The organism is Agrobacterium sp. NPDC090273 (assembly GCF_044772305.1).
Classification (GTDB): Bacteria; Pseudomonadota; Alphaproteobacteria; order Rhizobiales; family Rhizobiaceae; genus Agrobacterium.
In genome coordinates, this window is record NZ_JBIVYN010000003.1 from 535983 (window position 1) to 561657 (window position 25675).

General features: G+C 57.6%; 24 protein-coding genes and 1 tRNA gene. 20 read left to right on the top strand and 5 right to left on the bottom strand.

The window, feature by feature from the left end:
• The first annotated feature begins 76 nt into the window (after positions 1-76).
• Positions 77-1204, top strand: coding sequence for an ATP-dependent RecD-like DNA helicase (locus tag ACIQT8_RS11795; protein WP_262522985.1), 1128 nt, complete (start codon positions 77-79; stop codon positions 1202-1204).
• Positions 1205-1213: 9 nt separating this feature from the next.
• Here ACIQT8_RS11795 and ACIQT8_RS11800 read toward each other — a convergent pair whose 3' ends face one another.
• A complete protein-coding gene (locus ACIQT8_RS11800) occupies positions 1214-1912 on the bottom strand; it encodes a MerR family transcriptional regulator (RefSeq protein ID WP_138790927.1) in 699 nt (232 codons plus the stop codon).
• 231 nt (positions 1913-2143) lie between these two features.
• On the opposite strand from ACIQT8_RS11800, the gene ACIQT8_RS11805 reads away from it, so the two are divergent.
• Entirely contained in the window at positions 2144-2899 is a 756-nt protein-coding gene (locus ACIQT8_RS11805; RefSeq protein ID WP_262522984.1) for a pyridoxine 5'-phosphate synthase, read from the top strand.
• A gap of 75 nt (positions 2900-2974) precedes the next feature.
• Complete coding sequence (locus ACIQT8_RS11810) at positions 2975-4240, top strand: NAD(P)/FAD-dependent oxidoreductase (protein WP_262522983.1); 1266 nt, start codon at positions 2975-2977, stop codon at positions 4238-4240.
• 63 nt (positions 4241-4303) lie between these two features.
• Here ACIQT8_RS11810 and ACIQT8_RS11815 read toward each other — a convergent pair whose 3' ends face one another.
• The gene (locus tag ACIQT8_RS11815; protein WP_400965316.1) at positions 4304-5350 is read right to left on the bottom strand and encodes an NAD(P)-dependent alcohol dehydrogenase; all 1047 of its coding nucleotides are present in this window, start codon (positions 5348-5350) and stop codon (positions 4304-4306) included.
• A 190-nt stretch (positions 5351-5540) separates the two neighbouring features.
• On the opposite strand from ACIQT8_RS11815, the gene ACIQT8_RS11820 reads away from it, so the two are divergent.
• The 3 genes from ACIQT8_RS11820 to ilvC all read left to right on the top strand — a co-directional run bounded on the left by ACIQT8_RS11820 (position 5541) and on the right by ilvC (position 8352).
• A complete protein-coding gene (locus ACIQT8_RS11820) occupies positions 5541-6449 on the top strand; it encodes an AraC family transcriptional regulator N-terminal domain-containing protein (protein ID WP_400965319.1) in 909 nt (302 codons plus the stop codon).
• Positions 6450-6629: 180 nt separating this feature from the next.
• The gene (locus tag ACIQT8_RS11825; RefSeq protein ID WP_138790922.1) at positions 6630-7283 is read left to right on the top strand and encodes a TetR/AcrR family transcriptional regulator; all 654 of its coding nucleotides are present in this window, start codon (positions 6630-6632) and stop codon (positions 7281-7283) included.
• A gap of 49 nt (positions 7284-7332) precedes the next feature.
• On the top strand, positions 7333-8352 hold the full coding sequence (gene ilvC, locus ACIQT8_RS11830) for a ketol-acid reductoisomerase (RefSeq protein WP_138790921.1): 1020 nt from the start codon (positions 7333-7335) through the stop codon (positions 8350-8352).
• 63 nt (positions 8353-8415) lie between these two features.
• Here ilvC and ACIQT8_RS11835 read toward each other — a convergent pair whose 3' ends face one another.
• Positions 8416-8871, bottom strand: a complete 456-nt coding sequence (locus ACIQT8_RS11835) for an RbsD/FucU family protein (RefSeq protein WP_400965324.1) — start codon at positions 8869-8871, stop codon at positions 8416-8418.
• Positions 8872-9126: 255 nt separating this feature from the next.
• On the opposite strand from ACIQT8_RS11835, the gene ACIQT8_RS11840 reads away from it, so the two are divergent.
• From ACIQT8_RS11840 to ACIQT8_RS11860, 5 genes are all read left to right on the top strand, one after another.
• The gene (locus tag ACIQT8_RS11840; RefSeq protein WP_400965327.1) at positions 9127-10377 is read left to right on the top strand and encodes a PLP-dependent aminotransferase family protein; all 1251 of its coding nucleotides are present in this window, start codon (positions 9127-9129) and stop codon (positions 10375-10377) included.
• A 142-nt stretch (positions 10378-10519) separates the two neighbouring features.
• The gene (locus tag ACIQT8_RS11845) at positions 10520-11503 is read left to right on the top strand and encodes an ABC transporter substrate-binding protein (RefSeq protein ID WP_400965330.1); all 984 of its coding nucleotides are present in this window, start codon (positions 10520-10522) and stop codon (positions 11501-11503) included.
• 9 nt (positions 11504-11512) lie between these two features.
• Positions 11513-13207: an ABC transporter permease gene (locus ACIQT8_RS11850; RefSeq protein WP_400965333.1), complete on the top strand. Its 1695-nt coding sequence runs from the start codon at positions 11513-11515 to the stop codon at positions 13205-13207.
• A complete protein-coding gene (locus tag ACIQT8_RS11855) occupies positions 13195-14226 on the top strand; it encodes an ABC transporter ATP-binding protein (protein ID WP_400965336.1) in 1032 nt (343 codons plus the stop codon). Before ACIQT8_RS11850 ends, ACIQT8_RS11855 begins: the two co-directional genes overlap by 13 nt.
• Positions 14227-14284: 58 nt before the next feature.
• Positions 14285-15394: an endonuclease/exonuclease/phosphatase family protein gene (locus ACIQT8_RS11860; RefSeq protein ID WP_138790915.1), complete on the top strand. Its 1110-nt coding sequence runs from the start codon at positions 14285-14287 to the stop codon at positions 15392-15394.
• 15 nt (positions 15395-15409) lie between these two features.
• Here ACIQT8_RS11860 and ACIQT8_RS11865 read toward each other — a convergent pair whose 3' ends face one another.
• Positions 15410-17149, bottom strand: coding sequence for a GGDEF domain-containing protein (locus tag ACIQT8_RS11865; RefSeq protein WP_400965339.1), 1740 nt, complete (start codon positions 17147-17149; stop codon positions 15410-15412).
• A gap of 204 nt (positions 17150-17353) precedes the next feature.
• On the opposite strand from ACIQT8_RS11865, the gene ACIQT8_RS11870 reads away from it, so the two are divergent.
• Positions 17354-17429 (top strand) — tRNA-Thr (locus ACIQT8_RS11870).
• Positions 17430-17635: 206 nt separating this feature from the next.
• Here ACIQT8_RS11870 and ACIQT8_RS11875 read toward each other — a convergent pair.
• Entirely contained in the window at positions 17636-18526 is an 891-nt protein-coding gene (locus ACIQT8_RS11875; RefSeq protein ID WP_262522975.1) for a LysR family transcriptional regulator, read from the bottom strand.
• A gap of 146 nt (positions 18527-18672) precedes the next feature.
• Here ACIQT8_RS11875 and ACIQT8_RS11880 point away from each other — a divergent pair, with 146 nt between their 5' ends.
• The 8 genes from ACIQT8_RS11880 to ACIQT8_RS11915 all read left to right on the top strand — a co-directional run bounded on the left by ACIQT8_RS11880 (position 18673) and on the right by ACIQT8_RS11915 (position 25658).
• On the top strand, positions 18673-19722 hold the full coding sequence (locus tag ACIQT8_RS11880) for an ABC transporter substrate-binding protein (protein ID WP_400965343.1): 1050 nt from the start codon (positions 18673-18675) through the stop codon (positions 19720-19722).
• A gap of 62 nt (positions 19723-19784) precedes the next feature.
• Entirely contained in the window at positions 19785-20576 is a 792-nt protein-coding gene (locus ACIQT8_RS11885; RefSeq protein ID WP_138790912.1) for an SDR family NAD(P)-dependent oxidoreductase, read from the top strand.
• Positions 20577-20590: 14 nt separating this feature from the next.
• Complete coding sequence (gene allB, locus ACIQT8_RS11890; RefSeq protein WP_400965347.1) at positions 20591-22045, top strand: allantoinase AllB; 1455 nt, start codon at positions 20591-20593, stop codon at positions 22043-22045.
• Positions 22042-22881 carry an ABC transporter ATP-binding protein gene (locus ACIQT8_RS11895; protein WP_262522971.1) on the top strand — a complete coding sequence of 280 codons (840 nt, stop codon included), beginning with the start codon at positions 22042-22044 and terminating at the stop codon, positions 22879-22881. Before allB ends, ACIQT8_RS11895 begins: the two co-directional genes overlap by 4 nt.
• Complete coding sequence (locus tag ACIQT8_RS11900) at positions 22878-23654, top strand: ABC transporter permease (RefSeq protein WP_262522970.1); 777 nt, start codon at positions 22878-22880, stop codon at positions 23652-23654. The genes ACIQT8_RS11895 and ACIQT8_RS11900 overlap by 4 nt, the downstream gene beginning before the upstream one ends.
• A 45-nt stretch (positions 23655-23699) precedes the next feature.
• Positions 23700-24113 (top strand): DUF3830 family protein, encoded by a 414-nt coding sequence (locus ACIQT8_RS11905; protein ID WP_400965352.1) that lies wholly within the window; start codon positions 23700-23702, stop codon positions 24111-24113.
• A 4-nt stretch (positions 24114-24117) separates the two neighbouring features.
• The gene (locus tag ACIQT8_RS11910) at positions 24118-25080 is read left to right on the top strand and encodes an acetamidase/formamidase family protein (protein WP_400965355.1); all 963 of its coding nucleotides are present in this window, start codon (positions 24118-24120) and stop codon (positions 25078-25080) included.
• Positions 25077-25658, top strand: coding sequence for a TIGR00730 family Rossman fold protein (locus ACIQT8_RS11915; RefSeq protein ID WP_400965357.1), 582 nt, complete (start codon positions 25077-25079; stop codon positions 25656-25658). Before ACIQT8_RS11910 ends, ACIQT8_RS11915 begins: the two co-directional genes overlap by 4 nt.
• Positions 25659-25675 lie beyond the last annotated feature (17 nt).

A 25675-nucleotide genomic window follows, 5' to 3' on the forward strand; every position in this document is an offset into this window, starting at 1 on the left:
TTGTTCCGGCTATGCCTGATTCTTCTTTCGTTCTTTTTCTGTTGCGCTTGGCGCTCGAATCCTGCGATGAGAGCGCATGCAATTTTCACCGCAACAGGACGAAGCCCTCAAGGCTGTTTCACGCTGGTTGAAGGAAGGCCGTTCACCGGTTTTCCGTCTGTTCGGCTACGCCGGAACGGGCAAGACCACGCTCGCCAAACATTTCGCGGAAAATGTCGACGGTGACGTGCTGTTTGCGGCCTTCACCGGCAAGGCGGCGCAGGTGTTGCGCTCGCGCGGCGCTTCAAACGCTCGTACGATCCATTCGCTGATTTACCGTCCGCGTGGTGAGGAAACGGTTGAAGATGAAGAAACCGGCAAGACGTCCGTCGCGCCGATGTTTTCCATCAACCGTCAAAGTCCGCTTGCAAAGGCAGCCCTGATCATCATTGACGAGTGCTCTATGGTGGATGAGCAGCTCGGCAGGGATCTGATGAGCTTCGGTACGCCGATCCTCGTTCTCGGCGATCCCGGACAGCTTCCGCCGGTGACTGGCGGCGGTTTCTTCACCGAGCAGGAGCCGGATTTCCTCCTGAGCGAAATTCACCGGCAGGCGAAGGACAATCCGATCATTCAGCTTGCCATGGATGTTCGCGAGGGCCGCGAGATCATGCGTGGCGATTATGGTTCGGCACAGGTGATATCCAAGTCCGACGTCACGCAGTCGCTTGTTCTTGATGCCGATCAGGTGCTGGTTGGCACAAACCGTACGCGTCGCCGCTACAACCAGCGACTTCGCGAACTAAAGGGTTTTTCCGCAGACTACCCGCAATCCGGCGACAAGCTGGTTTGCCTGCGCAACGATCCGGCAAAAGGTCTGCTGAACGGTTCGCTCTGGCAAGTGATGAGTTCCTCTCGCGAAACGGTCAAACCCGGTATCAACCTGATGATCCGTCCCGAAGACGACGACATGGATCGTGGAGCGGCGAAGATAAAGCTGCTCAAGGCAGCCTTCGAGGAAACGGAAACCGAGATCCCTTGGTCGACGCGCAAGCGTTACGACGAATTTGATTTCGGATATGCCCTGACCGTGCACAAGGCGCAGGGTTCGCAATGGAACAATGTCGTTCTCTTTGACGAGAGCTACGCATTCCGCGATTCGCGCGAGAGATGGCTTTATACGGCCGTCACCCGAGCGGCTGAACGGCTGACGATCGTGCGTTGAGAATGCTGCTCAGGCGCGGATGACGCCGAGCAGCACGGCTTTTGCGACGGCCTGGAAACGATTGCTGGCGTTGAACTTGCCGATAATCCTCGTTTCAAGGTCATTGAGTTCGTCGCCTGACAGACCCAGTGCACGCGCAAGCCTGACAGGTGCATAACCTTCGGCCATCAATTCGAGGCATTTTCGCTCGTTATCGGTCAGAAGGACGTCGTTCGTGTGTCCATGCTGGCGGTAATCGCCGTCATCGCTCTCAGGGCCGATCACCAGGACATCTTCGATTTGCTGCACCTGGCGCTGAATTGTGGAGAGATCTGCGGTCAACTCTCTCTTTCGCTGTCGCAGGGCGTGATGAAAGACATCATCAGCCTCCTCCTGTGAGGAGGAGCGCAACAGCCGTTCCATGATCTCGGTAATTGTCGCAACGGAGATGCCAATTTCGCGGCAGAAATTGATCACCGCCATGCGGTGCACGTTACGGTAGGAGTAGACGCGCATCTGGCCGACCCGTTTTGAGGTCAGAAGCGCTTTTTCCTCGTAGAAGTGCAGGGTGCGGTGTGTGACGCCGAAGATATTGGCCATGTCGGCAATAGGGACGGGTTCGGGCGGTAAAGACGACGGTAAACTGATATCCGGAAGAAAGTTGCCCGGACGTTGGTGTAGTCTTTCTTCGTCGCCGTGGTTGTTGAACGGCATCCGACCATCCCGCATTGTCTCCCCCTTCTGCGTGGACTGACATTCCGCCGACTTTGAGGTTATGCCGGCCTGATCCCCGGCCACCCCATTTTTTAACGTGTCAGCATCATGCCTAACGCATCAAACATAACGAACGTATCTTTTGTCTTTTCGTTCCGCGATGTTAAAAATTTTAGCGACCCTCCTTGCGAATGCCCCCAAGCTGCGTGAAACAGGGAGGAGATTTCCGAATGTGAGCCGATTGCCATGCCTGCAAAACTATCCGTCAATTTGAACGCAATTGCCATGTTGCGCAACCGTCGCGATCTTCCGTGGCCGGATGTCGCGCATTTCGGGAGAATCGCATTGGCGGCAGGCGCCAGCGGCCTGACTGTACACCCGCGCCCGGACCAACGCCATATTCGCTTTTCGGACCTTCCCGTGCTGCGTGCGCTGATCGATGATTCCTTTCCGAAGACGGAATTCAACATCGAGGGATATCCGAGCGAGGATTTTCTCGTCCTGTGTGAACAGACGCAACCGGAGCAGGTGACGTTGGTGCCTGACGATCCCGCCCAGGCCACCTCCGATCACGGCTGGGACTTTCGCAAACACGCAACGTTCCTGAAAGATGTGGTCTCGCGCCTCAAGGCCGGCGGTATGCGCGTTTCGCTTTTTGCCGATGGGGACGGCGAGCGTGAGCCGGTGGAACTTGCCGCTGAGACCGGTGCTGCCCGTATTGAGCTTTATACCGGACCTTATGGTGGCTGCTTTGACGATCCGCAAAAGGCTGAAGCGCTTCTCGAAACGCTCGGGAAAACCGCTGATCACGCCAGGGCACTCGGGCTCGACGTCAATGCAGGGCATGATCTGACCGTTGCCAATCTGCCGAAATTGATGGAACGCATCCCGTTTCTTGCCGAAGTTTCGATCGGTCACGGATTGACGGCGGATGCGCTGGAATACGGCATGGCTGAAACGGTACGGCGTTTTTGTCGCGCCTGCGGGCAGTCTATTTCATAACTAAAGTCAATTTTTTTGCCTATAGTCGGTCGCGCGTATGCTCCGTGCGCGCGCTTTTTAAAAAGGCAGAAGACTATGCAAGAAAATCATGTTGTCGTCGTGGGTGGAGGCTTCGGCGGCTTACAACTCGTACATGGGCTGGAGGGGGCTCCTGTGCGTATCACCTTGATCGACCGTCGCAATCACCATCTTTTCCAGCCATTGCTTTACCAGGTTGCCACGACCGTTCTGGCAACATCGGAGATTGCCTGGCCGATCAGGCGGCTTTACGGCAACCGCAAGGAAGTGACGACGCTCCTGGCCGAAGTCACTGGTATCGACCGTAATGCCCGCACCGTGCATTTGAGTTCCGGCGAGACCATCGGTTTTGATACGCTCGTTCTGGCCACGGGTGCGCGGCATGCCTATTTCGGCCGTGATGAATGGGAGCGATCTGCGCCCGGCCTCAAGACGCTCGAGGATGCGACGACAATCCGCCGTCGCCTGTTGTTGGCGTTTGAAAAAGCCGAACTCGCGACCAGCGAGCAGGAACGGCAGGCTCTTCTGACCTTTGTGATTATCGGTGCAGGTCCGACTGGTGTGGAAATGGCAGGCATGATTGCCGAACTTGCCCACAAGGTGTTGCCACCGGAGTTCCGCAATATCGACACCACCAAGGCACGGGTGTTGCTGGTCGAGGCCGGTCCTCGCGTCTTGCCGGTCTTCACCGAAGAACTTTCGACCTATGCCAAGGAAGCCCTCGAAAAACTCGGCGTCGAGGTGCTGCTTGGAACGCCGGTGACGGCGTGCACGGATGAAGGGGTGACCGTCGGCGAGACCTATTATCCTTGCCGGACGGTTGTCTGGGCTGCGGGTGTGCAGGCGTCTCCGGCGGCAAAGTGGCTTGATGCGCCGGCAGATAGGGCAGGACGCGCCGTGGTCGGCCCGCATCTCTACCTGAACGACGATCCCAATATCTTTGTCATCGGCGATACCGCGGCCGTCTCGCAGGAGGATGGCAAGCCGGTCCCGGGGATTGCTCCTGCCGCCAAGCAGCAGGGAGGTTATGTAGCGAAGCTGATCAAGGCGCGTCTTGCCGGCAAAGCCGAGCCTGCGCCGTTCCGCTATAAACATCAGGGCAATCTCGCAACGATCGGCAAACGCGCTGCCGTTATCGATTTCGGCAAGATCAAGCTGAAGGGCGGCATAGCCTGGTGGATATGGGGATTGGCCCATATCTACTTCCTGATCGGCACACGCTCGCGTCTTGCCGTCGCGTGGAGCTGGCTGTGGATTTACATGAGCGGCCAGCACAGCGCCCGGCTCATCACGCAGAAGGAAACGTTGAAGGACGAGTCCTGATAACGCGGCAAAGAATAGAAAAAGGGCGGGGCACTTTCGCGTCCCGCCCGGAATTTTAAAGGATCAGGCGTCGAGCGATGCCATGTCGATGACGAAGCGGTAACGGACGTCGCTTTTCAGGACGCGCTCGTAAGCTTCGTTGACGTCCTGAATGTTGATCTTCTCAATTTCCGAAACGATGTTGTGCTCACCGCAGAAATCCAGCATTTCCTGGGTTTCCTTGATGGAGCCGATCATCGAACCGGAGAGGTTTCGTGCGCCCATGATGAGCGAGAAGGCATGGACCGGAATCGGATGCTCGGGAGCACCCACCACAACCATGCTGCCCTTGGGTTTCAGAAGGCCGAGATAGGCGTTCCAGTCGATCGCGACACCTGCAGTGCAGATGATGAGATCGAAGGTGCCTGCCAGCTTTTCAAAGGTGGATGCATCGCTCGTGGCGTAATATTCCTTGGCGCCGAGCTTCAGGCCGTCTTCTTTCTTCGACAAAGTCTGGGAAAGAACGGTGATATCGGCGCCCATGGCGGCACCAAGCTTCACGCCCATATGGCCGAGACCACCCATGCCGACGATCGCGACTTTCTTGCCGGGACCGGCGTTCCAGCGGCGCAGCGGCGAATAAAGCGTGATACCGGCGCACAGTAGCGGCGCGGAGGCGTCAAGCGGCAGATTGTCCGGGATCGACAGGACATAACCTTCCTTGACTACGATCGAGTCGGAGTAACCGCCGTGGGTTGCGGTGTTGGTAGCGGGGTCGACGTCGTTATAGGTCTGAACCAGACCCGGCATATAGTGCTCGTTGTCGAGGTCGCGTGTGGCGCAGCCAACGCAGGAATCGACAAAGCAACCAACGCCGACGTGGTCGCCGACCTTGAACCTGGTGACCTTGGACCCAACGGCGGTGACGATACCGGCAATCTCATGGCCGGGTACGATCGGATAAACCGCGTTCTTCCATTCGTTGCGAACGGTGTGAATGTCGGAGTGGCAGATGCCGGCAAATTTGATGTCGATGACAACATCGTCGTCGTTCGGCTCACGGCGTTCGAAGGTAAACGGGGTAAGCGGCTTCGACGCGTCGGTGGCTGCATAGCCTCTGGCAATAGCCATCTGAAGTATCCTTTCGGGGTTGGGAAAGTGATGGCGGATCATGCTATGGATGGGTTGCGACGCGTTAGAGCGATCCTCCAAGCTTTTTGCACGATCCTGCAAAAAACGATGCGGTGCTATTTGCGGAAACCGGAGCGCTCTCTAGATAGATGTCATCAGACATATCGCCGCCTTTTTACGGGGATTTCCCATGACCTTGCCTTTCAATCTCTACTCCGAGATCGTTTCCCTCGCCGGGCGCCATGCAAGCGAGGACGGCGAAAACCAGACGGCAATCGAGGCGCTTGGCATCAGCCGGCGATCTGCGCCGAGCGCACCCTGTCACGGCAGCTACCGTCCCTGTCTGGCTATGGTGATCCAGGGCGCAAAAAGCCTGCAATTAGGAACGGATACCATCAATTACGGTGCCGGTGACTACCTGTTGACATCACTTGATCTGCCGGTTGCCTGGCGTGTGGTCGAGGCCAGCAAGGAGGTGCCGCATTTCTGTATCTCCTTCACGCTCAGCAGTGAAAAGCTGCTGGACCTGATGAGCCGAGCTCATATCGAGCGGCCTGCCGAACAGGTGAACGGACAGCGAGGGATCATGGTCAACACGGCGACGCCGGAGTTGCTCGATGCTGCAATCCGGCTGATGCGTTTGCTTGATCGTCCAGATGACATTCCGGCGATGGCACCGCTGATCGAACAGGAAATTCTCTATCGAATTCTGACCGGGCCGGCCGGTGGGCAGTTGATGAACATCGTAGCTTCGGACAGTCAGGGCAACCGTATCGCCCGGGCCATCGCCTGGCTGCGTGAGAATTTTGCGCGCCAATTGCGCATCGAAGAACTTGCCGAGCATGTCGGGATGAGCGTTTCGTCTTTCCATCACCATTTCAAGTCCATCACGGCCATGACGCCGGTCCAGTATCAGAAGCAGTTGCGGCTGCATGAGGCACGGCGGCTGATGCTGCTGGAACGGCTGGATGCCGGCACGGCCGGTCATCGCGTCGGGTATCAAAGTCCGTCGCAGTTCAGTCGCGAATATAGCCGCGTCTACGGTGTGTCGCCGTCGCGGGATATCGGTGCCGCGCGGGAAACGATGGCGGCCGAATAGGCAGCAGTCCGCCACCTGAGTAATAATCTTTCGTTTGGTGTGCCTCTCGCATTGTATTGCTGCGTCGCACCAATTCTTTCCTTTCTTCAAGAAAGCGCTTGACCGGAAAGCTCTCTCCGCATAAACGTCTCTCGAACCGTACCGTACGGTACATTAATCGAGCCTCTGGAGTGGAAAAGCTTGGCCTCGGAATCGATCACAGCGCAGGAATTTTCGCCGCGCCAGAACGTTGTTCTGGATCAGGCATTGCGTCTTCTGGTCGAGGGTGGCGAGAAAGCGTTGACGACATCGGGCCTGGCACGGGCCGCGAACTGTTCGAAGGAAAGTCTCTACAAGTGGTTCGGCGACCGCGACGGTTTGCTGGCTGCGATGATTACCTTTCAGCAGAGCAAGGTTCGCACCTTCGAAAAGGCGGGCGACCGCGTTTCCGCTCCACAGCTTTCCGATCATCTGGAAGTGTTTGCGCATGATCTGCTGGACGTTCTGGCAGGTGATGTTTCGCTTGCACTGAACCGTCTCGCAATCGGGCAGGCGAGCCGCGACGGCTCCAAGCTTGGCGATCTCCTTCTCGAGCGTGGTCGTCGCCAGATCGATCGGCGCGCCCGCGGACTGATTGAAGCGGGTCGCCGTTCCGGTTACCTGCGGTTCGATGACGTCGAAGAGGCGTATCGCAGTTTTTACGGCCTAATCGTTTCCGACCTGCATGTCCGCATGCTGTTGGGCGAAACGCCAGGCAAGGATTTCTCCGCAAGGGCGAAGAAGGCCGTCGTTGCCTTTCTGACCCTTTACGGAACGGAAAAAGTTCATTCGGAACTGGGCGGCAAGGTCGCCTGAGGGTTCCGGTTCAGACAAACAGAGACAAGCATTAGGGAAGGACCATCAAATGCGCGTTTATTATGATCGTGATGCAGATCTCAACCTCATCAAGGCAAAGAACGTCGTTATCGTCGGCTACGGCTCCCAGGGTCGCGCTCACGCGCTGAACCTGAAGGATTCCGGCGCGAAGAACGTCGTTATTGCTCTGAAGGCCGGTTCGCCGACCGTCAAGAAGGCTGAAGCCGATGGCTTCAAGGTCATGACCGTTGCTGAAGCTGCCAAGTGGGGCGACCTCATCATGATGGCGACCCCGGACGAACTCCAGGCTGACATCTACAAGGCCGACATCGCCGGCAACATCCGTGACGGCGCTGCTATTGCGTTCGCACACGGCCTCAACGTTCACTTCGGCCTCATCGAGCCGAAGGCTTCGCTCGACGTCGTCATGATCGCACCGAAGGGCCCTGGCCATACGGTTCGCGGCGAATACCAGAAGGGCGGCGGCGTTCCTTGCCTCGTTGCTGTTCACCAGAACGCTTCGGGCAACGCTCTTGAAGTTGCTCTCTCTTACGCTTGCGGCGTTGGTGGCGGTCGTTCGGGCATCATCGAAACCAACTTCAAGGAAGAGTGCGAAACCGACCTCTTCGGCGAACAGGTTGTTCTCTGCGGCGGTCTCGTCGAACTGATCCGCGCTGGTTTCGAAACCCTGGTTGAAGCCGGTTACGCTCCGGAAATGGCTTATTTCGAGTGCTTGCACGAAGTGAAGCTGATCGTCGACCTGATCTATGAAGGCGGCATCGCCAACATGAACTACTCGATCTCCAACACGGCCGAGTGGGGCGAATACGTCACCGGTCCGCGCATCATCACGGCTGAGACCAAGGCTGAAATGAAGCGCGTTCTGCACGACATCCAGACCGGCAAGTTCACCTCCGAGTGGATGCAGGAATGGAAGGCTGGCGGCGCACGCTTCAAGGGCATTCGTCGTAACAACGACTCGCACCAGATCGAAGAAGTTGGCGCGAAGCTGCGTGGCATGATGCCGTGGATCGGCAAGAACAAGCTGGTCGACAAGGCTGTCAACTAAGCTTTGACGTCTGGACTGACATGAAGAAGGCCGGAGTGAAAGCTCCGGCCTTTCTGTTTGTGTTTATGATCCCTGTGGCGGGATCACGCCCTTCGTCAACAGAAAACACCCGTAGAAGCGCGTTTCGCCGGTGGTGATGACGCAATAGGCTTCCTTGGCCTTCTCATAAAATGCGAAGCGCTCGATGCCGTACATTGGCGCTGATTTGCCCTCCGCTGAATCGATCTCTTTTTGCACTTCCGCTTGAACCGCTTCGATCTGGTTCGGAGCTCCCATCACTTCCATGCGACCCACGGAGGGCTGGAGAGGGGTGTCCAGCGGCAGCACGGAAAGAATCGCCTTTATCGCGCGGGCCGCCGAGATGTTTTCCATGCGCAAAACCTGACCGACGCTGGTATATTGTGCAACGCTGTCTGACGGAAAATTGGTGTCCGTCACGACCAGGGTGTCGCCATGACCCATGGCGCGAAGTGCGTGCAGCACATCCGCGTTGAGTGCCGGATCGATGTTCTTGAGCATGCCATAACCTCCCATTCATGCCTGAGCCGTCTCGCGGCTTCCGGATCGCAATCCAGCCGGAAAACGCCGTCGCGTCAATCGCAATCGGATGATTGTTAAGCCTGGTGCGAGGGTATATCTGGCGTTGCCTGCAACTGAGACAATGCAGGCAAGTGGTTAGAAATAATTCGAAAAACTGATAAGTCAGTATTGCTGACGTATCGAAATATCTGTAAACATTCACGCATAAAAAACGACACAAGAGGAAACGTGCCCATGCTTGATTGGGAACATATTTTCGCCACGCGCTCGTCGCGCATGAAGGCATCCGAAATCCGCGAGCTGCTGAAGCTGCTTGAACAGCCCGATATCATCTCTTTTGCGGGCGGTATTCCTGACCCGGCGCTGTTCCCGGACGAGGAATTCAAGCAGGCCTATTCCGACATATTTTCCGGCCCACAAGTCAATGCCGCGCTGCAGTATTCCGTCAGTGAGGGTTACAAGCCGCTGCGCGACTGGCTGGCTGGCGAGATGGGCAAGATCGGTATCGAGTGCACGGCCGAAAACGTCTTCATCGTGTCGGGTTCGCAGCAGGGTCTCGATTATCTCGGCAAGTTGTTCCTGTCGCCGAAGGACACCGCCCTCGTGACATGGCCGACCTATCTCGGCGCACTCTCGGCATTCAACGCCTATGAGCCGAATTACGACCAGCTCAATCCTGGTGGCAACCGCACACCGGCGACCTATCGCGACAATGCCGCCAAGCTCGGTGGCTCGGTCAAGTTTGCTTACCTCTCTGCAGACTTCTCCAACCCGACCGGCGAAACGGTTGATCTGGAAGGGCGCAAGAAACTGCTGGAGCTTGCGGACGAACTCGATATTGCCGTCATCGAGGATGCCGCCTATCAGTCGTTGCGTTACGACGGCGAGCCTGTCCCACCAATCATGTCGCTCGATATTGCCCGTTCCGGCGGTATCGAGAAGACCCGCACCATTTATTGCGGCAGCTTCTCGAAGACGCTGGCACCCGGTCTTCGCGTTGGCTGGATTGTTGCGTCCACGCCTGTCATCCGCAAGCTGGTGCTGATGAAGCAGGCAGCAGATCTGCATTCGTCGACCATCAACCAGCTCGCGATCGAACACGTTGCCTCGCGTGGTTTCGACAAGCAGGTGGCCAAGGTCAAGGCAGCTTACAGCGCCCGTCGCGATGCGATGTTGGCAGCGCTTGAGAAATACATGCCTGAGGGCACGCGCTGGACGAAGCCGGAAGGCGGCATGTTCATCTGGCTGACGTTGCCTGAAGGAATGGACGGCGCCGCTCTGCTGGCGAAATCCATCGCCACCGAGAAAGTTGCTTTCGTTCCGGGCCGCGCCTTCTATGCGGATGGTTCGGGCGCGAATACGTTGCGCATCAGTTTCTCCTGCGCCAACGAAGCAATGATCGAAGAAGGCATGAAGCGTCTTGGCCGTCTGATCGCTGCAGCGCAGGTCAATGAACTGACCAATGAGACGATAGCTGCGATCTGAGCCTTTCATGGTCCAATACGCCGACCCTTCCGCCAGAAAGGCGGGCGGGTTTTTCATTTACGGTGGCAAGACGTCTTCTCTGTCACATACGTGTTATGCAAGCGTGTTTTAGCGGTCCCGAATTTCAACAGGGAATGGACCCATGAAGACGCTGCTCTCCGCTTTCACTGCGATCGTCTCACTCGGCTTTATTGCAACCGCTGCCAACGCGGCCGACCTGGTGCTTTACACCAGCCAGCCAAACGAGGATGCACAGGCGACCGTTGACGGCTTCAAGGCCGCAAACCCCGGCCTCGAGGTCCAGTGGGTTCGTGACGGAACACCGAAAATCATGGCCAAGCTGATGGCCGAAATCGACGCCGGCAATCCGGTCGCCGATGTGCTGCTGATTGCTGACACGGTGACGCTGGAGCGCATGAAGCAGGCCGGCCAGCTTCTCGCTCACAAGTCTGCGGAAGCCAAGAATATCGACGCGTCGCTCTACGATGCGGATGGCTATTATTATTCCACCAAGCTCATCACCACCGGCATCATGTACAACACTTCGGCAGCCATGAAGCCGAAGAGCTGGAAGGATCTTGCCAAGGCTGAAGCCAAGGGTCTGGTCACCATGCCGAGCCCGCTGACCTCGGGTGCTGCCCTTATCCATGCGCAGACGCTTGCCGCTTCCAAGGATCTCGGCTGGGATTATTACAAAGCGCTCAAGGCCAATGAGGCAGTTGCAGCCGGCGGCAATGGCGCCATCCTGAAGTCTGTCGCCTCCGGCGAAAAGGCTTACGGCGTTGTCGTTGACTACATGCCGATCCGCGAAAAGGCCAAGGGTGCTCCGGTTGAGTTCGTGTTCCCGGAAGAGGGCGTGTCCGCTGTGACCGAGCCGGTTGCAATCCTCAAGGGCACCAAGCACGAAGAAGCGGCCAAGAAGTTCGTTGACTACGTGCTCTCCGAAAAGGGCCAGCAGGGCTTCGTGAAGCTCGGTTACATCCCGGCGCGTGCCGATGCGGGTATGCCGGAAGGTTTCCCGGCCCGCGACACAATTAAGGTTCTGCCGCTCAACGCTGCGGATGCTCTGAAGAACTCCGAACAGGATCTGAAGACGTTCTCGGATATCTTCGGCTCCAAGGGCTGATAAAGCGACATGTCGCAATCCAATGCTTATGGAGGCAGCCAGCCACGCTGGCTGTTTCCTTTTGTGGTCTCGACCGTCTTTGTTCTGAGTGCATTGCCGCTCGGCCGTCTGGCCTATACGGGCGTCATCTCGGCACTGAATGGCAATATATGGCGTCTGCTTGCTGATCCTGCCTTGTGGGACGCGGTGCTCAACACCTTGTCCACCTCGTTCTTTGGCATGCTGATTTCACTTGCTATCGGCGGCGCCTTTGCGCTTGCGCTGACGCTTTGCGATGTGCGCGGCAAGTCGATCCTGAGCTTCCTGTTCATGCTGCCGATGATGATCCCGCCGCAGGTGACTGCATTGTCGTGGATCGGCATGACGGGCCCCTCAAGCACGCTTTTGAAGGCACTTGGTCTGGCGCCGCCTATCGGCTCGCCGCAACCGCTCTATTCCATTGCAGGTATTGCCCTGCTGCTCGGTGTGCAGCACGCGCCACTGGTGTTTCTGTCGCTGCGATCTGGGCTGATGGCCCTGCCGCAGGATGGTATCGAGGCGGCCAAGCTTTCGGGTGCATCGCCACGCCGCGTACTGTTCGACATCATCCTGCCGCTTTCGACCCCCGGACTGATCGCTGGTGCAGCCATTTCCTTCGTTTCAGGTATCGGAAACTTCGGCATTCCGGCCATTCTCGGCATTCCGGCTTCGATCTTCACCTTGCCAACGCTGATCTACAGCCGTTTCGCCAGTTTCGGCTCCAGCACCTTTGGCGATATCGCCATTCTGTCGACGATGATCGCCATCATCTCCGTGGCCGGTCTAGCCCTGCAGGAGCGGGCGTTGAAGGGGCGGGACTATCGCATCATCGGTCTTTCAGGAAAGGCCGCAACGTTCCGGCTGTCGTACTGGCGCCCGGTCGTCGAAGCGGCGCTTTGGCTGATGTTGTTTTTTATGCTGGTCGCACCGCTGGCAGCCCTGGTTGCCAGCTCTCTTGCGCCGGCTTACGGTGTGCCGTTGACATTCAAGACGGCGACGTTGCACGCCTATGAGGAACTGCTTTACCGGCAGACGGTGACGCGCACCGCATTCCGCAATTCTCTGTTTCTCGCCTCCGCGACATCGATATGTCTCCTGGCAGTGACGATCTTGACGGCCTATTTCCTGGTGCGTGGCAAGAGCCGTTTCATGTTCGTCTTGTCGGCCTTGGTCGACATTCCCTATGCACTGCCGGGTGTGGTGATTTCAGTATCCTTCGTTTTGCTGTTTGCAGCCCCAATTCCGCTTCTCGGCGTAACGCTTTACGGCACGATCTGGATCATCATGCTGGCCTATTTCTCGTCCTTCTTTGCTGTCAGTCTGAAGCCGATGATCAGCGCTTTCCTGCAGTTCGACCCGTCGCTGGAAGAGGCGGCGCGATTGTCGGGGGCGGGGTTCTGGCAACGGATGAAGGATATCATTCTGCCACTGGTGGGACCGGCGGCGGGTGCATCCGTCATTCTGGTGTTCCTGATTGCCTGCAATGAACTGACCGTTTCCGCGCTTCTCTGGTCGGCGGGAACCCAGACGCTTGGCGTACTGATCTACAATCTGGATGACAGCGGCAGTTTCGATCTCGCCTCGGCGCTTTCGGTACTGGTTGTCATCATGGTTATCTTGCTGATGTTGCTGCTGGAAATTCTGGGGCGCTATCTGCCGAAAGGAGTCGTGCCTTGGCGAAACTGATCCTCAACCGTCTTTCCAAGCGGTTTGCAGCGAATGCGAAACCCGCGGTCGACGATGTCTCGCTGACCGTCCGTGAAGGTGGTTTTCTGGCCCTGCTTGGCCCTTCGGGGTGCGGCAAGACAACGGTGCTGCGCATGATCGCGGGCTTCGAGCAACCGTCCGATGGTTCCATTCTACTGGGTGAACGGGTTCTGGCCGATGCTGCAACCATGGTGTCGCCGGAGCGGCGCAACATGGCGATGGTGTTCCAGTCCTATGCTCTCTGGCCGCATATGACGGTTGCGGACAATGCCGGTTATCCGCTGAAAGTGCGGGGCATTTCCGGCGAGAAATATCGCGAGAAGGTCCGCTCTGCGCTTTCTGCCGTCAGGCTGGAAGCGTTTGCCGACCGACGTCCGGCGGAGCTGTCCGGCGGCCAACGGCAGCGTGTGGCGCTCGCCCGCTGCCTGGTGACCGAACCCGATGTCGTGCTGCTCGATGAACCGCTTGCCAATCTCGATCGCCATCTGCGACAGGAGATGGAGGAAACCTTCCGGGAGTTTCATGCCCGCTCAGGCGCGACGATGGTGTATGTCACCCACGATCAGGCCGAAGCGATGGCGCTGGCAACCGACGTCGCCGTCATGTCGCATGGCAAACTGCTGCAGGTGGCGCCGCCAGCCGAGCTTTATGCAAGACCGGAAGGCAAGCTCGTCGGTTCGTTGGTAGGGCAGGGAGCGATCCTTTCGCTGAAACTTGCCACCGGCGGACAACGCCAACTCGACTGGCCCACATTGCAGACCGCATTGAATGGCAGTTCGGGGGATGCGCCGCTTGCGGATGTTCTGGTGCGGCCGCAGGATGTTGCTTTCGAGGACGGCGGGGTGATGACGACCGTCACTTCGGTTCTGTATGAGGGCGAGCGTTACGCCGTGCGTCTTGAACTCTCCGACGGCCAGTCGCTCAGAGCATACTCGCGCTTTCCTGTTGTTGCTGGAGAACGGTTGTCGGTTGCCATTCGCGAGGCGTGGCATCTTTAGACGGTTGGCAAGCAGCACCGGCAGCGGCTAAGCTTTTCCTGTAAAACAGGAATGAATCATGTCGCTTCGGCTTGCTACCTTCAATATCGAGAACCTGCTGACCCGTTTCGATTTTACCGGCTTTCGCAACCAGACGCGGCGCGACAGGGCAATTCAGCTTTATGACATCCGCGACGAGGCAACCTATCAGGCACTGGAGAGTGCCCGACTTGTTGCCTCCACGGATGATACGCGCCAGCTTTCCGCTCTCGCCATCGCCGATACGGACGCCGATATCCTCTGCCTTCAGGAAGTGGACAACATGGCTGCCCTGCAGGCCTTCGAATACGGTTATCTCTACCGTATGGTCGGCAATGGTTATCGTCAGAAATATCTGGTCGAAGGCAATGATAGTCGCGGTATCGATGTGGCCGTTGTCATGCGCGAGGAGACGCGCGATGGCGAACGGATCGAGGTAGTGGATATCAAGAGCCACGCTGCGGTAACCTATCGTAATCTTGGCCTGTTCAACGAAGAAATCGCCCTGACAAACCATATCGATGACAAGATCTTCAAGCGGGATTGTCTCGAAATCGATCTCAGGATTGGTGGAAAGCCGCTGACACTTTACGTCACGCATCTGAAATCCATGACAAATTCCCGCGAGGCAACCGATGCCCGTTACAGCACCATGCCGATCCGTGAGGCGGAGGCGATGGCTGTTCGGCGTATCATCGAGGGACGTTGGGGTGCAGACAAGGCACGGCGAATGAACTTCGCCATCTGCGGCGACATGAACGACTATCAGGAACGTGTCATGATCGCCGGCGACAGGCGTAACGGCTACACCTTTACACCAGTCAGTGAAGAGCGCAGCGCGCTCGACATCTTCTCAAAAGACGGTTTTGCCGTGAACCCGATGTTGCGTCGGGATGTGATGGATCGCTGGACGCTCTATCATTCGCGTGGCCCGCTGGAGCAGCATCTGTGCCAGCTCGATTATATCTGGCTTTCTCCGCATCTGGCTGAAACCAACGCGACGCGCATTCCCGAAATTGTTCGGGCTGGCCAGCCTTACCGCACGATCTTTCCGCCGGGGCAGGAGGTGGAACGGTATCCCCGGACGGGATGGGATCGACCCAAGGCCTCCGACCATTGTGCCGTGGTGATGACGCTGGACTTGATCTGAGGTCTCTCTGCCGCTCTAAGCAGAGGCGATCTTTTGATAGTAGGTTGCCCAGACACGGTTTCGTCCAGCTCTCTTGGCCTGATAGAGCCGCTCATCCGCAACCGCGATCAGATTTTCCCAGTTACTGACGGTGCGCGTTTCCTGCCAGACAACACCAAAGCTGGCGGTCAGCGAAATCCCGTGCTCGTCATCGATGACATTGGCCTGTATGGCGCGTCGCAGACGATCCGCAGTCGCAGTTGCCGTGGCGTGGCTGACATCGTGCAGCACGATGACAAATTCTTCTCCGCCGTAACGTGCCAGGATATCGCTTTTCCTCAGGGCGCCCTTGAGCAGATCTGCGGTCTTCTGCAGAGCAAGATCTCCCATCGCGTGACCGAATTTGTCGTTGATCGATTTGAAATGATCGATGTCGACGATCATCACGGTCAGCGTCGCAGACAGTTCCCTGTCATCAAGAACCTTGCGCACGGATTTTTCGAGTGCACGACGATTGAAGACACCCGTCAGGGCATCGGTTTCGGAAAGCCGCCTTAATTGCTCGGCCAGGGCATGTTGCTGCTCTTCCATATCGCGCTTCTGCCGCAACTGCTCACGCAGGAAATCGAGTTCCTGAAACATCTTGCGCACTTCCGGCGCGACGCGGCTCTGATGCTCGACGTCGCCAAGATTACCTTCAGCGATGGCGGCAATCTGTGACCGGACCGATTGCATCGGCTGGAACAGCGCCGTCTTGTAGACCGCCATCAGTCTCAGCAGCACATACATGGCAATCGCCGCCAGCAGAACGGAGGCAATCCCATAGGACAGGGCCTTGTCCTTCATGGCCTCGGTTTTCGAACGTGTTTCGGCAAGGACGAGATCGCGCAGTATGTCGGCGGACTGCATGCCTCGAATGTAGGTCTGTGAAAAGTCGGTCACGCTTGGCCTCGCATCAGGCACGGCCATCGCAATCGTATTTTGCGCATATGCAAGCGCTTGGCCGAAATAGGAACTTTCAAGGTCTTTCAGCGCCATGTCGATTTTCGGAACGCCGAGATAGGCGGCTGTGTAGTTGTTTAACGATGCTTTGAGCAGCGCGAGGCTTTGCAGATCCGCATCGAACTTTGCACGATAGGCCTGTCGTTCGGATGGGCTCGCTGAAAGGCTCATGACCACATACGAGCCCAGGCGACCGATGCGGTCGCGCATGACGCCGGCAGTCGCCGTTGTGGCAATATCCATTGCGACATCGGGTGTTTCCTTGATGATGGCTGCTGCCAGTCTGCCGCGAAGCGTGTTGATGCTGTCTGCGGCCTGGAACATCAATTGTATGGCGTCAGCCATCTGCCTTCGGTCGCGCGTTGCGACCGGCAGATCGACAAAATCGTCAACGGCCGTACGCGACTGTGAGAGTTGCTGCTTGATGTCGGCGAAGACATTGGCCAATTGCGGTTGCTGGCGCAACTCCGGCTCGAACGCGACGCGTAGCTGTGCCAGTTTCTCGTCCGTTGCCTTTCTTGCCGAGGCCAGTGCGATAACAAGCGCTTCATCGGGCACATCTGCACCCATAAGATTATTGGACGGTCCGCGTTCGGCAGACACGAGCCAAACGGAACGCAGCGCGATTTCGAAACGACTGAGTTGTTCGGCATTTCTGCTGGATCTGAGATAGTTGTTGACGCTTGGAGCGGCGGCAAGCGTTGCCAGCAACATGGAGCTCACGGCAATAAGAATGGTGCCTTTGAGCTGTGTCTTCTGGATGCTGGTGCGCATACGCGGATCATTCTCTTCGTTTGGTTGTATTTCATCACCATTATAGCTGTTTCATGTAAACACTTCGCTTATACCGCGATACGCACAGCACTCATGACCTCATCGTGTTCTTGAACGGGTGTGGAAAACGAACATCTGAATGCGATCTCGCCAGTTTTCGCTTTACACACGACGAGAATCTGTTACTTGGCATCTTACTGGATTGCCCTTGTAGCTCAGTTGGTAGAGCACCTGATTTGTAATCAGGGGGTCACGAGTTCGAACCTTGTCGGGGGCACCAGTTTTCTCTTGAAATTCAGCGTATTAAGAAAAACGACCTAGAACGTCGTTTTACAGCGTGTCGCGCGTTTTACCGTTTGTTGCCTGCGCAACGGACCGGTTGCACGTTGGAGAGCCTTCCGCCTCGCGCAGAATATTCCTTCATTCTCCATACTGGCGATCAAAAGTTTTCGGGCTTGCTTTGAGAACAGAGTGGCCATCGCGGTGTTACGCCGTCGCCCGCACAATCTGATCGGCGAAGCTTGCGGCCGCCAGTGGCAGGATGCGTCCTCTGAGTTGGCACATGACGAGATCGGAGCGCGGGATGTCGCGTTCGTCGATGGGGCGACCGACGACGCCCATGCCGAACTCCTGGCGCGGAGCACCGACATCGATCTGGAACGAGATCATGTTCCCGCGCAGCACCAGACCGCGAAGCATTTCGAAGGAGTTGGACTCGGCCATGACATCGAAGCGAAAATCGCGTCTGGCGATGACTTCATCGAGAACCTGCCTGCCACCGAGGCTTTGATCGGGCAATGCGAGCGGATACCCGACACAGTCGGACAGTCGCAAGGTCTGCTTGGCGGTGAGAGGGTGGTCGTCGCGCATGATCGCGACAAGCCGCTGAGGCACTGAGGCCAGAATTCGCACGGCGGGTCGCATCACTGCCCGGTAGACGATGGCAAGGTCGACGTCGTAGTCGATCAGGGCGTTGATTGCCGCGTTGTGGTCCATGACCTTGATGTCGAAGACGAGACGAGGGTTTGCCTTGCGAAATTCGCCGATCTGTGAGGGCAGGAAATCAAGCGCCAGTGCCTGACTGCAGGCGATCTTGACCGGACCGCGTCGGAGGCCACGCAGGTCTTCAACCTGAGAACTCAGGCGCTCCGCATCGGCGATCTGGCTGCGGGCGTAACGCACGAACATTTCGCCCGCTGCCGTCAGTTTCACACCGCGCGCATGTCGTTCGAAGATCGGCGTATCAAGTTCAACTTCGAGATCCTGGATTTTCCGGTTCATTGCCGAGGCGGTGATGTTCATCTTTTCCGCCGCCAGGCGGATCGAACCGACGCGTGCGATTTCAGATATCTGCTGCAACAGCTTGAGGTGGCGCATCGTCATCTCCGAGTGAGGCCTTTTTGGCACCGCTGAAACACAATAATAGCGGTAGATGTATTCACTGAACAGTGGCATTGTCGCGTTGCAACATAACGAGCAGCCGGACACGGCGGCCCCAACCAACAAGATAAAGGGAACAAGCAATGGCTCACCACCAGATGAAAACGCGTGCCCGTATGGCAGCACTTGCCGCTATGACTGCGCTTGCAACATTCGCCACGGCGGCAGTTGCGCAGGCCGAGACCAACATCAAGCTTGTTCTGAACTGGAAATATCAGGGGCCACAGGGTTTGCTGTTCCTTGCCGAGGACAAGGGTTACTTCAAGGAGGAGGGGCTGGACGTCACCATGGACCAGGGAAACGGTTCGGGCGCTGCGGTTCCGCTGGTTGCCAATGGTGCCTATGACATGGGTTTTGGCGACATCAACGCCTTGATCGAGTTCGCCGCGAAGAAGCCCGAGGATGCACCGGTTGGCGTCTTCATGATGTACAATCAGCCGCCTTTCACGATTGCCGTCAAAGCTGACAGCCCGATCAAATCACCCGCAGATTTTGCCGGCCATACTTTGGGTGGTGCTGCCAATGACGGCGCGCTCAAGCTGTTCCCGGCTTTCTGCTCGATCAGCAAGACGGATTGCTCGAAGGTGGAAGTCACCAACATGCAGCCCAACCTGCGCGAGCAGATGCTGATGAAAGGACAGGTCGACGGCGTTTTCGGTTACGTCAACACCATCCGCTTCAGCGCCAAGCTGATTGGTGTCGACCCCGACAAGGAAATCCGCTTCATCAAATACGGTGACTACGGCATGGATCTCTATTCCAACGCCATCATCGTTTCGAAGTCCTTCCTCAAGGAGAATCCTGAAGCGATCAAGGGTTTCCTGCGTGCACTCAACAGAAGCATCAAGGATGCCATCAAGGACCCCGAAGCCGCGGTCGCTTCGGTTAAGACACGCGAATCGCTGCTCAAGACTGACGTCGAGCGTGAGCGTTTCGATGCGACCATTGCCGATGAAATGGCGCATCCCGAAGTCGCCAAAGTTGGCCTCGGGGATGTCGATGAAGCGCGTCTTGCCAAGTCGATCGACATTCTGGTCAACGCCAATGGCCTGCCGCGCACGCCTGCCGTCGGCGAAGTCTTCGACCGCAGCTTCCTTCCGGCCAAGACCGAACTCTTGACCGCGGTCAACTAAAAGGGCGGCGCGTCAGGCGCCGTTTCCCTTTCATCCTCCAGATACTGAGAACGGAATACATCATGGACCTGAAGCTCACGGATAAAGTCGTGGTCATAACCGGCCCGGCAAAGGGCATGGGCGCAGCCATTACGCGGGCATTCGCCGCCGAAGGCAGCAAACTGGCACTCATCGGCCGAGACACCGCAGCCATCGAGCCTATTGCCGAAGAGCTTGAAGCAAAGGGCTGCGAGGCTATCGTCATTGGCTGCGATCTTACCGATGCGGCGCAGTGCGATGCGGCGGCTGCGAAAACACTCGAGACGTTCGGCCGTATCGATGTGCTGGTCAATGTCGCCGGCGGCTCCGGCCCGATGGGCAAGACAGGCGCCGAGACGACGCCGGAGGAGTTCGATGAGATCGTCACCTTGAACATGAATGGCTGCTTCCACACGATCCGCAGCGTTCTGCCGGCAATGATCGACCAGCGTTACGGCAAGGTCGTGAATGTCGGCGGCACCTTCGGCATGAAGGGGCGTGCCGGGCGTCTTGCCTATTCCGCTTCCAAATGGGGTCTGCGCGGCATTACCAAGAGCTTCGCGCTTGAGGTTGGTCAGCACAATGTCAACGTCAACTGTGTTGCCCCCGGCATGGTGGATGGCCCGCGCTTCCGCGACAAGGTTTGCAAGACGATGGCCCAAAAGCTCGGCATCACGGAAGAAGAGGCCGCAATTCGTCACGCCGAGGACTATGCGCTGAAACGCATCACCGTCGATGAAGACGTTGCCAATGCCTGCCTGTTTCTCGCCAGCGATGTGTCCCGCCAGATCACCGGCGTCGATATGCCCGTCGATGGCGGTTGGGCCGCGCTCTAGGAAGGATGGAAGTCATGACTACAGATATCATCGCCGATCTCGTCATCCACGGCGGCACGATCGTGTCACCGGACACCGAATACAAAGCCAGTATCGCAATCAAGGACGGTGCGATCCTGGCGATTGGCGAGCAGAGCGCCATGCCGAAGGCAAAAGAGGAACTTGACGCGACCGGTCTGCACATTCTTCCTGGCGCCATTGACGTTCACGTGCATTTCCGTGATCCCGGTTATGCGCAGAAGGAGGACTTTGCCTCGGGTACGGCAGCGGCAGCCTTCGGCGGTGTCACCACTGTCTTCGACATGCCCAACACCCTGCCGGCAATTTCCGACGCGGCATCGCTGAAGGAAAAGCATGCGATTGCCAGTGCCAAGGCGCATGTCGATTACGGCCTTTATGCTGTACTTGGCGAGGACAGCCTGCCGAATATCGGTGAATTGATCGAAGGCGGCGTGATCGGCTTCAAATGCTACATGGGCAATACCTTCGGTCGCATCCCGTCGCCGACAACCGGTGCGATGCTGGAACTGTTCGAGATCGTCGCTCCGACCGGTAAACGCATTTCGCTGCATGCTGAGACGAACTCCATCATGGAGCGTCGCGAAGCGCGCCTTCGCCAGATGGGGCGCAGCGATCCACTTGCCCATCTTGCCGCCCGTCCGGCGGTGGTGGCAACGGAAGCGGTTGCCCGCGCCGCGATCCTTGCCGAATGGACTGGGGCGCGCATCCATATTCTGCACATATCCTCCGCCGCAGAGCTTCGGCCGCTGGCGGATGCAAAGGCACGCGGCGTCGACATCACCGGTGAGACATGCCCGCAATATCTGCTGTTGTCTGCGGACGATTACGAAGCCAAGCGCGGGGTTATTCGTGTCAATCCGCCGGTCCGTGAAGTTGAAAACCAAGACCCGATCTGGCAGGCGCTTGTTGATGGCACCATTGACATGATTGCCACTGATCATGCTCCGCATGCGCCCGAAGAAAAGACACGGGCCGATATCTGGTCGGTCGATTGCGGTTTTCCCGGTGTGGAAACCCAGATGCCGCTGATGCTGACGGAAATAGCCCGCCGCGGGGCCAGTCTGTCGGATTATGTGCGCTGGAGTGCGGAGAACCCGGCAAAATCTTTCGGACTTTTCCCGAGGAAGGGCGCGCTGATGGTTGGTTCGGATGCCGATATCGCCATTGTCGATACTAATCGTGCCTGGACGATCGATGATGCGCTGATCCAGTCGACGGCGAAAATCTCTCCCTGGCACGGGATGCACGCAACTGCTCTGCCGATCCACACAATCGTTCGTGGCCGCTTTGCCATGAAGGATCGCCAACTTCAGGCCGATGCCCGCGGTTGGGGACGGTCGGTGCATGACATCCAGTCGATGCCGGTGCCGGACGTGCGAAACGAGAATCAGACGATAGCGGCCGTTACCTCTCAGGCGCCATCTCACACGGGGAGTGCGGCGGCATGACCATCGCTTTCGCTCCCGAAATTGCAGTCCGTAACGCAATCATCGATCTGGAAAGGGTGAACGTCACCTTCGGTGGCGAAAAGAACAAAACAGTCGCTCTGGCCGAAACATCGCTGCGGATTGAGAATGGAGAGTTCATCGCATTGGTCGGACCCTCCGGTTGCGGCAAGTCGACAATCCTCAAACTCGTTGCGGGAACACTCTCGCCGTCGGAGGGGCACATCTTCGTGGCCGGCCGCGAGATCGGCGCAAATGATGTGCGTATCGGCATGGCCTTCCAGAACCCGACACTGCTGCCATGGCTCAATGTGCGCGACAACGTCATGATGCCGCTGAAAATCGTTGCGCCATTCAAACATGCCTATGCGAAGAAAAAGAAAGGCGAATATCGCGATCGGGCCGAGGCTTTGCTGGAACAGGTAGGGTTATCCGGTTTCGGCGACAAGTTTCCCTGGCAGCTTTCAGGGGGAATGCAACAGCGCGCCTCGCTCTGCCGCGCGCTGATCCATGACCCGACGCTGCTGTTGCTCGACGAGCCGTTCGGCGCGCTCGACCAGTTCACCCGCGAGGAACTCTGGGAGATCATGCAGAACCTGTGGATCGAGAAGAAGCCGACCGTTCTGCTCGTGACCCACGACCTTAAGGAGGCCGCGTATCTGGCGTCGCGTATCTGCATCATGCAGGCCCGACCGGGGCGGATCATTGAGGACCGCGCAGTGCCCTTTGCCCGGCCGCGGACCATCGACATCTCTTTCGAACCCGAATTCGTATCCCTCACACAGAGGCTTCGCGAGCGCATCGTCGCGGCCCGGGCCGTCAAGGAGCATCAGCCATGAAGCCTGACACCAAACGTCGCGTTCTGTCAGCCTGCTGCATTCTCGGGGCCTTCGTCGCCTGGGAGTTGATCTGCCTCATGTTCGGCATATCTGAAATGGTCCTGCCGAGACCGACGCAGGCGATATCAACGCTCATCACCCAGTTCCCGGCAATCTGGCCGCATGCCTTTCAGACCATCTACACGACGCTGGTCGGGCTCGGACTTGGCATTCTTCTTGGTGTGCTTCTCGGCATGCTCATCGGCTCTTCGAAGCTTGCTTACGATGTGGCCTATCCGATGCTGGTCGGCTTTTCGTCAATCCCAAAAGTGGCGATCGTGCCGATCCTGGTCTTGTGGTTCGGGGCTGGAACCGTGCCAGCCATCTTGACCGCAATGGTGATGTGCATCTTCCCCATCGTCGTCAATGTCGCGACCGGGCTCGCCTCTACCGAACCGGAGTTGCAGGACGTCATGCGCACGCTGAAGGCGACGAAACTCGAAATCCTCTGGAATATCGGCCTGCCGCGCACCATGCCGTATTTCTTCGCCTCACTGAAAGTCGCTGCGACGCTGGCGTTTGTCGGCACCGTCATTGCCGAAACCGTGGCATCGAACCGTGGCATCGGCAATCTGATGATGATCGCAAGCTCCAGCTTCGATGTGCCGCTGGTCTTTGCCGGATTGTTCATTCTCGCTGCGCTCGGTGTCACTCTCTACATCATCTTCTCGGCTATCGAGGCGCGAGTGACAGGCTGGGCCGTTCGCAGCGACAGTTTCGCCACCAACGGCTGACCGCTTCCGCCAAGGCATTCATGCAGGATTCACAGGACAATTTTCATGACCGAACTCACGATCACCGCCGGCCCGTTCACCTTCACCGCTCGCCTTGAAATGCACGATGCACCGAAAACCTGCGCGGCCTTCCTGGAGCGCCTCCCTTATGACAGTCAGATCGTCCATGTCCGGTGGAGCGGTGAGGGCGTCTGGGTGCCGTTGGGGGATGAGGATTTTGGCGTGGGTTACGAGAACCACACCAGCCATCCCGCACCGGGCCACATCATCCTCTATCCCGGAGGTATCAGCGAAACGGAAATTCTGCTTGCCTATGGTGGCGTCGACTTCTCTTCGAAAATGGGGCAGCTTGCCGGAAACCATTTCATCACACTGACATCGGGGCTGGAGAACTTGGCGGCACTTGGCAAGAAGACGCTTTGGGAAGGCGCACAGCCCATCCGTTTCGAACTGGCCTGAACCGATGGCCGAGCATGAGCTTTTTCCGGGCGCGGAGACGGTACACTGGGGTTACCTTGACGGGAATCTCTCTCCGGTTCTCAGCATCGACAGCGGTGACATCGTGACCGTTCATTCGGTTAGCGGGTCTGCGGAAGAGGCCCCTGTCGGCCGATATCGCGTTCGCCCCGAACTTGGCGTCATCCACCAGACACTTGCGCCTGAACTTGGCCCGCACATCCTCACCGGGCCGATCCGCGTTAATGGCGCGGTGCCCGGCGACATGCTCAAAATCGACATTCTCGATGTCAGCCTGCGCGATGATTGGGGTTTCAACATCATCCGTCCAGGAAAGGGCGCGTTGCCCGACGATTTCGATGCATCAAGGACGGTGCATTTCGGTATCGACATGACGACGGGCACGATTGCTGCGCCCTGGGGAGGTACGCTTTTGGCGCGTCCTTTCTTTGGCGTTATTGCAACTGCTCCACGGCGTGAGGATGGCCGACGTTCATCTGTCGTGCCCGGTTATTTCGGCGGGAATATCGACAATAAGGAGCTGTCGTCAGGCTCGACGCTTTACCTGCCTGTATCCGTCGAAGATGCTCTTGTCTCGATCGGAGATGGACACGCGGCCCAGGGCGATGGCGAGGCGTGTCTCACCGCTGTGGAGACCGGATTGTCTGGTCGTGTCCGGATCACGGTGATCAAAAATACCGACATTTCCGCTCCTTTTGCCGAGACATCGACTCACCTGATCTCTATGGGTTTCGACGAGGAGCTGGAGAGGGCCGTGCACGAGGCTTTGCGTCACGCCATCACGCTTGTCCGGAAGCGAACGGGCATGAGCGCGGAGGATGCATATACCTTCTGCAGCGTTGCGGCGGACGTTCGGATCACCCAGCTCGTCAACATCAAAAAGGGGGCACATGTGATGATCCCCAAATCGGCGCTGTCGCCCACCATATCTGATCAGGAAATGCCATGACGACCCGTCATATCAAATCGATTGCCGTTTTTTGCGGCTCCAACTACGGTGCATCGGAAGAGTTTGCAGAAGGGGCGAGGGCGCTGGGACACGCGCTTGGTAACGCCGGCATCAAACTCATCTATGGTGGCACGACCAAGGGTTTGATGGGCGTTGTGGCCGACGCCGCACTGTCATCCGGTGGGGAGGTGCACGGCATCATCACCGCTCGCCTTCACGAAAAGGGTCACTCGCACGAGGGGCTGACCTTGTGTGAGGTGACGCAGACGCTTCGCGAACGCAAGCAACGCATGGCGGAACTGGCGGATGCCTTCATTGCTTTGCCTGGCGGCATCGGGACGATGGAGGAGTTCATGGAAGTCTGGACGATGAACCAGCTTTCCGAAATCGACAAGCCGATCGGTCTTTTGAATACACGGGGATTTTTCGACAGCTTCCTGGGCTTCATCGACCACATGGTTGTCGAGAAATTTCTGCCGGCCGCGCACCGACATTCGACCTCTGTTGACGCCAATGCGGAAGCCTTGATCGGAAAACTGCAGACCTATCAACGGGTTGATATTCCGAAGTGGCTGTGACGCGAGGGCGCTGACAG

Bases quoted from the DNA above. Each gene is read 5' to 3' on its own strand.
- ACIQT8_RS11865 (WP_400965339.1), bottom strand. From the start codon at position 17,149: ATGCGCACCAGCATCCAGAAGACACAGCTCAAAGGCACCATTCTTATT.
- ACIQT8_RS11845 (WP_400965330.1), top strand. From the start codon at position 10,520: ATGAAGACGCTGCTCTCCGCTTTCACTGCGATCGTCTCACTCGGCTTT.
- ACIQT8_RS11810 (WP_262522983.1), top strand. From the start codon at position 2,975: ATGCAAGAAAATCATGTTGTCGTCGTGGGTGGAGGCTTCGGCGGCTTA.
- ACIQT8_RS11840 (WP_400965327.1), top strand. From the start codon at position 9,127: ATGCTTGATTGGGAACATATTTTCGCCACGCGCTCGTCGCGCATGAAG.
- ACIQT8_RS11895 (WP_262522971.1), top strand. From the start codon at position 22,042: ATGACCATCGCTTTCGCTCCCGAAATTGCAGTCCGTAACGCAATCATC.
- ACIQT8_RS11905 (WP_400965352.1), top strand. From the start codon at position 23,700: ATGACCGAACTCACGATCACCGCCGGCCCGTTCACCTTCACCGCTCGC.
- ACIQT8_RS11900 (WP_262522970.1), top strand. From the start codon at position 22,878: ATGAAGCCTGACACCAAACGTCGCGTTCTGTCAGCCTGCTGCATTCTC.
- ACIQT8_RS11860 (WP_138790915.1), top strand. From the start codon at position 14,285: ATGTCGCTTCGGCTTGCTACCTTCAATATCGAGAACCTGCTGACCCGT.
- ACIQT8_RS11835 (WP_400965324.1), bottom strand. From the start codon at position 8,871: ATGCTCAAGAACATCGATCCGGCACTCAACGCGGATGTGCTGCACGCA.
- ACIQT8_RS11910 (WP_400965355.1), top strand. From the start codon at position 24,118: ATGGCCGAGCATGAGCTTTTTCCGGGCGCGGAGACGGTACACTGGGGT.
- ACIQT8_RS11815 (WP_400965316.1), bottom strand. From the start codon at position 5,350: ATGGCTATTGCCAGAGGCTATGCAGCCACCGACGCGTCGAAGCCGCTT.
- ACIQT8_RS11800 (WP_138790927.1), bottom strand. From the start codon at position 1,912: ATGCGGGATGGTCGGATGCCGTTCAACAACCACGGCGACGAAGAAAGA.
- ACIQT8_RS11875 (WP_262522975.1), bottom strand. From the start codon at position 18,526: ATGCGCCACCTCAAGCTGTTGCAGCAGATATCTGAAATCGCACGCGTC.
- ACIQT8_RS11805 (WP_262522984.1), top strand. From the start codon at position 2,144: ATGCCTGCAAAACTATCCGTCAATTTGAACGCAATTGCCATGTTGCGC.
- allB (WP_400965347.1), top strand. From the start codon at position 20,591: ATGACTACAGATATCATCGCCGATCTCGTCATCCACGGCGGCACGATC.
- ACIQT8_RS11915 (WP_400965357.1), top strand. From the start codon at position 25,077: ATGACGACCCGTCATATCAAATCGATTGCCGTTTTTTGCGGCTCCAAC.
- ACIQT8_RS11885 (WP_138790912.1), top strand. From the start codon at position 19,785: ATGGACCTGAAGCTCACGGATAAAGTCGTGGTCATAACCGGCCCGGCA.
- ACIQT8_RS11880 (WP_400965343.1), top strand. From the start codon at position 18,673: ATGGCTCACCACCAGATGAAAACGCGTGCCCGTATGGCAGCACTTGCC.
- ilvC (WP_138790921.1), top strand. From the start codon at position 7,333: ATGCGCGTTTATTATGATCGTGATGCAGATCTCAACCTCATCAAGGCA.
- ACIQT8_RS11795 (WP_262522985.1), top strand. From the start codon at position 77: ATGCAATTTTCACCGCAACAGGACGAAGCCCTCAAGGCTGTTTCACGC.
- ACIQT8_RS11820 (WP_400965319.1), top strand. From the start codon at position 5,541: ATGACCTTGCCTTTCAATCTCTACTCCGAGATCGTTTCCCTCGCCGGG.
- ACIQT8_RS11850 (WP_400965333.1), top strand. From the start codon at position 11,513: ATGTCGCAATCCAATGCTTATGGAGGCAGCCAGCCACGCTGGCTGTTT.